The organism is Deltaproteobacteria bacterium (assembly GCA_026388545.1).
Classification (GTDB): Bacteria; Desulfobacterota; Syntrophia; order Syntrophales; family UBA2185; genus JAPLJS01.
Genome location: JAPLJS010000070.1, coordinates 68,451 through 79,031 on the forward strand (window position 1 = coordinate 68,451; position 10,581 = coordinate 79,031).

Annotated in this window: 6 protein-coding genes; 5 read left to right on the forward strand and 1 reads right to left on the reverse strand. The window is 52.9% G+C overall.

What is annotated here, in order from left to right:
* Positions 1-13 precede the first annotated feature (13 nt).
* Both NTW12_08050 and NTW12_08055 read left to right on the forward strand, forming a co-directional pair.
* Complete coding sequence (locus tag NTW12_08050; GenBank protein ID MCX5846294.1) at positions 14-4,375, forward strand: cysteine peptidase family C39 domain-containing protein; 4,362 nt, start codon at positions 14-16, stop codon at positions 4,373-4,375.
* On the forward strand, positions 4,372-5,718 hold the full coding sequence (locus NTW12_08055) for an Ig-like domain-containing protein (protein MCX5846295.1): 1,347 nt from the start codon (positions 4,372-4,374) through the stop codon (positions 5,716-5,718). The genes NTW12_08050 and NTW12_08055 overlap by 4 nt, the downstream gene beginning before the upstream one ends.
* 343 nt (positions 5,719-6,061) lie before the next feature.
* On the opposite strand, the gene NTW12_08060 is transcribed toward NTW12_08055, so the two are convergent.
* The gene (locus NTW12_08060; GenBank protein ID MCX5846296.1) at positions 6,062-6,967 is read right to left on the reverse strand and encodes a TIGR01777 family oxidoreductase; all 906 of its coding nucleotides are present in this window, start codon (positions 6,965-6,967) and stop codon (positions 6,062-6,064) included.
* Between the two features lie 338 nt (positions 6,968-7,305).
* On the opposite strand from NTW12_08060, the gene amrS reads away from it, so the two are divergent.
* The 3 genes from amrS to NTW12_08075 form a co-directional block, all read left to right on the forward strand.
* A complete protein-coding gene (amrS, locus tag NTW12_08065; GenBank protein MCX5846297.1) occupies positions 7,306-8,343 on the forward strand; it encodes an AmmeMemoRadiSam system radical SAM enzyme in 1,038 nt (345 codons plus the stop codon).
* Between the two features lie 238 nt (positions 8,344-8,581).
* A complete protein-coding gene (locus NTW12_08070) occupies positions 8,582-9,256 on the forward strand; it encodes a Sir2 family NAD-dependent protein deacetylase (GenBank protein ID MCX5846298.1) in 675 nt (224 codons plus the stop codon).
* Positions 9,257-9,739: 483 nt separating this feature from the next.
* Positions 9,740-10,581, forward strand: an 842-nt coding sequence (locus NTW12_08075; GenBank protein ID MCX5846299.1) for a rod shape-determining protein, incomplete at its 3' end; no start/stop codon positions are given.

A 10,581-nucleotide genomic window follows, 5' to 3' on the forward strand; every position in this document is an offset into this window, starting at 1 on the left:
CAGGAGAAGCGAGATGATGAGAAAGAAAAACCGTCCATCGACGAAAAACTCCCGGAAATCGGATGCATTCGCATTTATCGGATTACTGGTGATACTGGCGCTGCTCCTAACCGGCGCGGCAATGGCGGGCTCGCTTCCCCAGGTAAGGCCGAATCTTACCTCCCTTGAACTGTCGCGACCGCCGACGGACGAGGAACTGATGGCGGCGGGGCAGTTGGGCGGCCAGCTCTTCCCCACGGCGGACCTGGCCACGGAAGAGGGGGTTCCGGCCCGTTCGGCCAGGAGAGGCGCCTTGTCGCGCCGGGTGACTCAGGCCCTTAAGGATCATCATCACCGTATCAATCTATCCTTCGGCAAGGCGATCCAGGAGTGGAACAGTCACCACTACGTCAAGGCGGTGGAGATGCTCAAGAGCCATATCGCCGAATATCCCGACAGCCCCTGGGCTTCCGAGGCTCTCCTTCACCTCGGCTGCGACGCTTTCTACCACAAGCGCTCCACGGAGGCGGAAGATTATTTCCGAACCATCATCGAACGGAACAAAAATAACCCCCACGTGGGAGCGAAAATCCTTATCAACAAAGCGAGGCTCCGCCTGGGAGTGCTCAAGGCGGCACGGAACAACACCACCGAGGCTGCCAAACTGTTCGCGCTCCTTGTCCGCGAGGGGACCGACTGGCGGGAGAAAACATACGCCAGCCAGTGGCTGCAGCGGCTGGCGACGATCAGAAACGCCGGGACCAGATCTCTTTCGTGCGGCGCACAGGCGCTCTCATATTTCTTCAAGGCGTCCGGGATCAAAGAGGCTGATGATGATCTGGAAAAAAAGAGACCGGAGACAACGAGCGGCTTCAGCTTCGCAGACCTGACCGCGTTGGCGGCGGAGCAGGGAACGACCCTGGCAGCCCTGCGCCTGACCCCTGAAGATCTGCCTCGTCTCAAACTGCCAGCTCTGGTCCACATCGCCGGGCGCGACCCAGGCGACAGCGGCCACTACTGGGTTCTGGAGCGGATCGATGGAGATCGCCTCTCCCTGTTCGATCCCCAGGCTGAGAACTACTTCGTCCAGACCACAGCGGAGTTTGCCGCCGAGTGGAGCGGCGCCACCCTCGTCAGAGAGAATAAGGACCAGCCGCTTGCGGGAGTTCGTCTGGCAAAGGCTGAACTGACCGGGATCGTCGGCGGCTGCTGCGGAGTTCCAAGGGGGGAGAGCGGCCTGGGGGGTGAGAGAGAGGAGGAAGGGCTTAGAGTAATTGGGTGGCAGCAGGGTAGAAAGGCTGCTGAGGATTGTTGTAATACCGAGTCCCCCCGTGGCGCCCCCGGCTGGCGGATTAACCCGGTGAACATGAACCTCTTCGTCCAGGACGTTCCGCTCTCATACTGGCCGACGGTAGGGCCGCCGGTGAAGATCGCCCTCTCCTACAATTCCCAGTCGGCCATTGCCATCCACGAGCCGTTCGGGGCGAAATGGCAGTTCAATTACGGCTCCTACCTGGTGATGGATACCAACGGCGAGGTGACCGTCTTCATGCCCGACGGCCGGCGGGATGTATACGCGCCTCAACCGTCCGGCGGCTACATCTCTCCGTACAAGGTCCACAATACCCTGGTGAAGCTTGCAGAAAACCGGTTCGAACTTCGCTTCCCCCACGGTACTGTATATCTCTATGATATTCCCGCCGGCACCGGTTCACTCCAGCCTTTCCTGACGGAGATCCGCGATCCATACGGGCAGAAGCTCACCATCGGCTACGACTCACAGGTGCGGCTCGCCACTATCACCGATGCGGATGGGAAAATCACCACGTTAAGCTATGACGGCAGCAACCTGATAACCAAAGTGACGGACCCCTTCGGACGCTCCGCCGCCTTTGAATATGGCACAGACAATACCCTTGCCAAGATCACCGACATGGGAGGATATGCCTCCACCCTTACCTACGACGCCGTTGTCAGCCTGACTTCGATCGGGGTCGGCGCTAATAGCTGGCAGTTCGATATTGAACCGGCGGACGGGATTGGCAACGGCGCCGACCCTTATCCGCCACCCGGCGGGGTGATGTGGGAGAATTATCGGATTACCGTAACAAATCCTATGAGTGGAAAGGAGGAATTCTACTACGACGGCTACTCCTCTACCGGCTGGCATGTGCAGCCACGGGACTACGTGGAGTATTACCCCGGCTACGACGGCGCGGACACCCCGAAGACCGAGATCCGGTTCATGACCACTACGGGTCTGCGGGCTGAAGTGTATCGCATCGTGACCCCTGCGGGTGATTCGTATGTTTACGACTACAACGTGGCCACCGGCGACCTCCTGTCAAACTGGGACGGCACTACCTACACTCGGAACAGCCAGGGGATGCCCACGTCCGTCACCGACCCGCTGGGGACGGTCACGACTGCAACATATGCGCCCAACGGGGTCGACATGACCGGCATCACAAACGGGCTCGGTACTGTAAGCCTCACGTACAACGGCAACCACGACCAGATCTCCGTCACTGACCGGCTTGGGCACAAGACCAGCTATACATATAACGCCATGGGGCAACCCACCGGCATCACCGACCCCCTCGGCACGGTAACCTCTTATGTGTACGACGCCAACCGGCGTCTGGTCAGTATAACCACCGACGGCATCACGACCGACACGCTGACCTATGACACATTCGGCAGGGTGCGCACCCTCACCGATCGGACAGGGATAACCCGCACCTATGACTACAACAACCTCGACGATGTGACCAGGAAAACCTATCCCGACGGCACCTTCATAAGCGTTGCCTATTCACCCGATACTCCCCACCTGGTCACCGCCGTCACCGACCGGGCGGGCGCGACCATCGCCTATGGCTATGACGGACTGAACCGGCTCATCCGGGAGACCCTGCCCGACGGCGGGACGGTCACATACAGTCGCGACGACAACGGCAACGTGACCGGCATCACCGATCCCGGCGGCAACACCAAACGTATCGTCTACGACCTCAACAACCGGCCGGTGCAGGATATATACCCGGACAATACATCATTGCAGCGCACCTTCGGGTGGGCGAACCAGCTCGAGCAGATATCCCAGGAAGGGGGCTCCGGCGCCAACTTCCAGTATGACGCATCATTCAACCTGACCTACATCGGGGGGTTTACTTCGGACATACATGCGCTGTTCACCTACGACGCATACAAACGTTGCACCTCCATGAGCGACAGCCGCGGCCAGACGCTCTACGGCTACGATGCTAATACGCGGCTCACCACCATTGACGGCCCGCTGGACAGTGACACCATCACGCTCAGCTATGACGCCGCGGAGCGGCGCACGGGAATTTCCGTGGACGGCGGCCTGTCCCTGACCTATACATATGACCAGCTCGGTCGCGTTACCGGCATCGGTACCGGCTCCGGCAATGGATACGGCTTCCAGTATACAGGTGCCAGTCCCCTTCCGACCGGCATCTCCCGTCCCAGCGGCAGTGTTACATCCTTCATCCGCGATGTGATGGGCCGACCTACCCAGGTGGAGACCCGGAGCTCTTCGAATGCCCTTATCAACAGCTTTGCCTACACCTATACCGCCAGCCGCGATCTTCCGTCTTCGGAGTCGGTTACCAGCGGCGCGGCCCCTGCCTCTCTCCCGAGCACGCTTTTCAGCTTCACCTATGACTCCAAAGATCTTCTGACCGGCTCCTCACCGCCTGCCCTCAGCTATACACACGACGCTCGCGGCAACCTGACAGGAGGCTACGCCGCTGACGGTTCGCCTTTTACGGCCGTCTATGATGACATGAACCGTCTGATCAGCATCGAGTTTACCGACAAGGGAGGGGTTCTCCGCCGCAGCGAGTATATCTATGACGGCTATGGCCGTCCGGCGGGAGAGACAGATTATGCCGACGGAACAATAACCAGGCAGGCATCTTTCCTGACGCTTGGCAGCCAACTGCTGCAGGAGAGGGACGGCAACGGCGTGCCGGTCCGGGATTACACATGGAGCGAGAGTGCCGCAACGGAGCGTCACACCCTCCTTGGACTCAGGCAAGGCGGCCAGAACTATTCCTATCTCCTCGACGGGCAGGGCAGGGTCAACGCCCTCCTTACTGACGGCCAGGCAGTGGCGGCGGCTTACAGCTTCGACCCGTTCGGCATCCCCACCGCCACCCCCGGCTCCCTCGACCAGCCATTCCGCACCTCCAATGCAGCCTTTGATGAGCGGGCCGGGCTTTACCTTTCCGATTCCGGGTTCTACCTGCCCGGTCCCGGCGTCCAGTTGTCGCGCAAGATCACGATGTGCCCTAAAGGTTTGAACTCGGGTGTGCAATTCCGGCCGATGGGCGACCTCCTTATGCGTCTTACAGGAGGTGTCCAATGAAACACACAGTGATAATTCTTCTGCTGGCGGTGGCTCTTCTAACGGCAGGCTTCGTTGACCCGGCCATTGCCGCCGATTACGCCACCAGTTATACCTATGATGAGTTCGGACGGCTCCTGTCGGTTAATATCAGTAATGGCGCATCGGTCGATTTCGCCTATGACGCCAACGGCAACCGGACGGTGGCCAGTATTTCCCCCGGCACGGTTTCTCCAACGGTAGTAACGACCGCCCCGGCCAACGGCGCCACAGGGGTCGCCACCCTGACCACAGTCAGCGCAACCCTGTCCAAAACGGTGGATCCGGTTACCGTAACCTCTGGAACCTTCTCCGTGAACGGCCCGGTCGGCACAGTCGCCGGGACAATCGGCGTAACTGACCTGGAGCTGGTATTCGTACCGACCTCACCGCTACAATACGGGGTCTCCTATACCGCGACCGTCACCACCGGTGTCAAGGACCTGGCCGGGAATCCGCTGTCGGCTCGGAAGGATTGGAGCTTCACCACGAGCGTGGTCCCCGACCTTACCCCGCCAACTGTCATCTCCACCTCCCCTGTGTCCGGCGCCTCCAATGTTCCGGTCTCGGCCTCAGTCAGTGCCATCTTCAGTGAGGCACTCGACCAGGCCAGTGTTACCACCTCAAGCTTCCAGGTGCTGAACGGCGCCTACGTTATCGACGGAACCGTTGCTTACAACGGGACGACGCAGACCGTCACCTTTACCCCCGACCCTCAACTTGACCCGGATGTCACGTATACAGCCGTGCTGCTCCCCACCATTGCCGACACGTCGGGCAACCGGCTGGCCGTAACCAAGGAATGGCAGTTTACCACAGCCTCCGGCGGCACGCCGGTCCCTCCCGCCGTGGTCGTGACCACACCCGTTGATGAAGAAATCAATGTGCCGCTCCGCGCCTCTGTGGGTGTTCTGTTCAACAAGGCAATGGACACGAGCACCATCACCAGCGCCACATTCGTGCTGAAAAAAGGAACTACGACAGTCCCGGCGTCGGTCAGTTACAATCCGGTCCAGCATCGTGCCACCCTCATTGCCTCCGCCTCTCTGGCACCGGACACAGTCTATACGGCAACCTTGACTACCGGGATCAAGGATGTCACCGGGCTGGCATTGCCTTCGTCGGTCATCTGGAGCTTCACCACAATGGCAAGCTTTACATTGACCCTGGCTGATGCCATTCTCGCATTGCAGGTCATAGCCAGGATGAATCCCGCTGATATCCCTGACAACTACGCCACCTCTGGTGCAGATATAAACGGCGACGGCAAGATCGGCCTGCCGGAAGTGATTTACATTCTTCAGAAGGTGGCGGGGATGAGGTAGCAGTTAATGCTTTCAATTGGAAAGCATTAACTGAACCCGTTTTTGGATCTATTTAGTAGTAGGTGACGTCAACAACCCGCACATCTGATCTTTTCATTGATCGTAATCGCGAAATACGGGTTGAAATCTGCTACACAAACGCTTTTCCCCAAAACGTTGACTTCAATAAATAATTAAATTACGTCTTCGCAAAATCGAGGGTGATGATAAGTAGGGGTTAGGCGATAATTTTTCTATCAGCCGATTTAGAAGAATTGGATTATAGAAGATTAGTTTGTTACCTGAAATAAATATCCTTTGCATTCTAATTCACATATGAGTCTATCTACACATGAGACAATATCTAACTAATCAGACTCTGCAGGGCTTGTTTTATATCTGGGTATTGAAATTTAAAACCATGGTCCAGCAAACGCTTGGGAATCACCCTCTGCCCTTTCAGGATTACAGTTCCAAATTCACCAAGGATGAGTCTGATCATAAATCCGGGGGCAGAAAGAAATGACGGTCGGCGAAGAACCTTCCCGAGAGCTCTTGCGAAATCCTCGTTTCTGATGGGATTTGGCGAACAGAGATTGAAGGCCCCCTCGATCGCTTCGTTCTTTATCAAAAAAAAGAAGCCCTCTACCAGATCATCAATATGAATCCAGGAACACCATTGTTTCCCGACACCAATTGGTCCTCCAACATATCTCTTGAAGAGAGGGATCATCTGACCGAGAGCGCCACCCTGTTTAGCCAGAACAACGCCGATTCTCGTGATAACCACACGAGCTCCTCTGTCAGCAGCTCGGAGCGCCTCTTGTTCCCAATAAAAAGCAAGACGGGCGAGAAAGTCTTCTCCGGGAGAAGATTCCTCGGTGAGTTGCTCATCACCATGAAAACCGTAATAGCCAACAGCGGAAGCACTAAAAAAAGCCATTTTCTTTTCCGCTTTCTCATCAATTCCTTCAACCAGATGGCGCGTTGTTTGGAGCCTGCTGTCGCGCAGGGTCTTTTTATATTCTTCTGTCCAGCGGCTAAAGATAGAGGCTCCGGCAAGATTGATGATTGCTCCATGTTCACGAATGGCCTCCTGCCACGTTCCCTTGATCGTTGGATCCCCCTGCAAATAAGACAGTCCCGGAACTTTCTTTTCTGAACCTTTTATGGATCGGGTGAGAATAGTTACCTCGTGTCCTTCCCGAATGAGACGTGTCGTAAGATGGGTACCAACAAAACCTGTCCCGCCCGTGATGAGAATTTTCATAAATTTACACCTTACAAATTACTGCTGACTGGACATGATATTTAGTATGAAAATAGATTCCATACATCCACCCTTAGAAAATGGGCTCGGGGGATTTTTTTATTCTCATTCCAAAATCCCTCTAAATCTCCCTTTACAAAAGGGAGACTTAATAGGATTGACTATTGTTATTCCTTCGTGGTGCCCTACGGGAGCATAAGGATTAGTTTGATATTTTCATGAAATATTGACAATTTCAAGTTATAATCGGTTATATAATTTAAACGAAAACAGGATTTACCACAGTGCGGCTTAATGTGGCTGGATATGGGCAACGGTACTCCATGCGTGAATAGCTTATGATGTTGAAAGAAGGACTCTTATACGAAAGATCGCCGGGAAATGCAGTTCGGTGTAACGTCTGTCAGCGCCGATGTCGGATCAAGGATGGAGATTCCGGGTACTGCAGGACGAGAGTAAATAACAACGGAACATTATACAGCACCATTTACGGTGAGGTATCTACATGGCGACGGGCTCCCATCGAGATTAAGCCTGTTTACCACTATCTGCCGGGGAGCTATGCCTTCAGTATGGGATCCCTTGGATGCAATTTTCTTTGTGACGGCTGCCAGAATTACGACATCTCATTTGCCCTGGCCGAAAATGTTCCGTTTCAGACCAGATACCTCTCACCGGATGAATCAGTTAAGCTCTCTCAGAATTACAAGTGCCAGGGTATATCCTGGACATATAATGAACCGACCCTGTGGTTCGAATATACTCTCGATGGGGCTCGCCTGGCAAAATCACTTGGATTATATACAAATTATGTAACCAACGGCTACATGACAGAAGAGGCCTTACAAATGATTGGCCCATATCTGGATGTTTATCGTGTCGACATCAAGGCATTCGAATCACAGGCGTATAAAAAAATTGCCCATATTTCCGACTGGAAACACATTCTGGAAAACACCATCCATGCGAAAAAACGCTGGAATATGCACGTGGAAGTAGTTACGAACATCATTCAAGGGATTAACGACGATCCCGGACATATGCGTGAGATGGCTCAATGGGTGAAGGGAGAGCTTGGATCATGCACACCCTGGCATATTACCCGGTTCTTTCCCCACTGGAAATTGACACATGTAAAGCCAACACCGGTTGAATCCCTGGAAAAAATCCGCGAAACTGCACTAAAGGAAGGTCTCATGTTTGTATATATCGGAAATGTTCCCGGACACCCTGCCAACAATACGTACTGTCCTTCCTGCGGCGAGACAGTGATTGAACGTAACGATTGGGGCGCTGTAAAATGCAGTATCACGTCAAACGCCTGTCCATTCTGTAAATCATTTATTTTCGGGAAATTCAATGAGAACACACTGTGAGCAATACCGAGTACAGAGGTGTAGTCATGATAATAAAAATACCGGAACCGATCTCCGGGGAACTGGGAATCCCTTCGACATTCCTGGAGACAAATTGCTTCTGGTGTGTGAATGATACGTATGAACATTCATTATGGATTCGACCTTCTGCGACGATTCTTCCCTTCTTGACCGCTCCGGTGGAAAGTGTTTTATTACATAAACGATGAACGGGGATCTGGAAAAAAGAATCCAAACATTGGCACAGTGGATGTATGAGTCCCACCACCTGGTAGTTTTCACGGGCGCAGGGATAAGTACGGAGTCGGGAATCTCCGATTTCAGAGGCCCTGACGGGGTATGGACACGCCGGGACAAGGGACTTTCCCCGAAGCCCATGAGCGTGTCGATGGATGCAGTAGAGCCGAATGCGGGACACCTCGCCATCGCCGAACTTCAGAAAATGGGGAAATTGCAGTTTTTGATTTCCCAGAATGTAGATAATCTCCATTTGAAATCAGGTATCCGCCAGGAGATACTGGCGGAGCTGCATGGGAACATCGCGAGACTCCGATGCAAAAAGTGCGGGCTAACGGTCGACAGGTCTGCGGGAAGAGAAGTTTGCCGGTGCGGCGGAACGCTGGTTCGCAGCGTCGTCGATTTCGGTCAATCCCTTCCGGAGAGGGACCTCGCTCTGTCATTCAAACATTCACGCAAGAGTGATCTTTTTGTTGTTGCGGGTTCCAGTCTTGTCGTAACACCTGCGGCCGACATGCCGGCAGAGGCGCTTCGTTCCGGTGCAAAACTAGTAATTATCAACCGGGGTGAAACGCCCTTCGATCCGCACTCTCATCTGAGGTTTTATGAAAAGACCGGAGATGTCCTTCCCAGAGCAGTAAAGCAGTTGAAAAGACTGATGGGGCTGTTTGAATAAGAAACTCTAGAACAAAACAATCCCCTTATTCTTGAACCCACTGGAACAGTAGCGGGATTAACCCATAATTGGTGATTTTCAGTATTCTAAGATTTCTAAGATGACGAATACTGTCAAATTACATTTTGCCATGACTATCGATAGCAAATACTAATGTGCATAATTGCTAATCGGATTAATTTATTGAATTCGGGATGAAAGGCGCAAAGTCTTGACAGCTTATTTTCTGTTCAGGTAAAATGCGGACAACTTCCTCTAATGCTGCACCCCCTTTTTTTCTCTCTCCCTTCTTATAGTGTTTTTTTCTAATTCAATTCATCCACACGACATTGCAGTCAGTAATCTGTGTTGAGGTAAACAAAAAGGCAGCCAATATAACCCTGTATTTTGTTTTCAAAATTTAATGTGATCTAATTTCTTCTTCATGGTAAAGTGATGTACACCATTAATGGCAGTTAATAGAAGTAAGGAGGAGATGTTTTGCTGTTTGATTTTATTTTAGGAAAATTTTCCAGCGATCTTGCCATAGATTTAGGAACGGCAAATACGCTCGTTTACATGAAGGGTAAAGGGATTGTGTTGAATGAACCTTCGGTGGTTGCCGTTCATAGAGATTTACGGGGTGCAAAAAAAGTCCTGGCAGTCGGTCTCGAAGCAAAAAAGATGCTCGGACGAACCCCAGGCAACATAGTAGCTATCAGACCCTTAAGGGAAGGCGTGATTGCTGATTTCGATATTACTGAAGCCATGATCCGACACTTTATCCTAAGAGTTCACAACCGTAGGTCACTGGTCCGCCCGAAAATTATTGTATCGATACCCTCGGGTATTACTCAGGTAGAAAGGAGAGCAGTCAGGGAAACCGTGGAATCAGCAGGTGCCAGGGAAATGTTCTTCATTGAAGAGCCCATGGCAGCGGCCATTGGAGCTGGATTACCTGTAATGGAACCGACAAGCTCTATGGTTGTAGACATCGGCGGTGGAACCACTGAGGTTGCCATAATATCCCTGGGGGGCATTGTCTACTCAAAGTCTGTGAGGATTGCAGGTGACAGAATGGACGAGGAAATCGTCCAGTATATGAAGAGAAAATACAACCTTCTTATAGGGGAACGATCGGCAGAAATCATAAAAATGACCATCGGGTGCGCTTACCCGGATCGAGAGTTGCGGACACTCGACGTCAAAGGAAGGAACCTTATACGGGGTATTCCGACGACAGTCGAGATTAATTCCGAAGAGGTAAGGGAAGCCATTATGGAACCAGTAAATATTATTATAGCTACAATAAAAAATGTTCTGGAGAATGCCCCCCCGGAATTAGC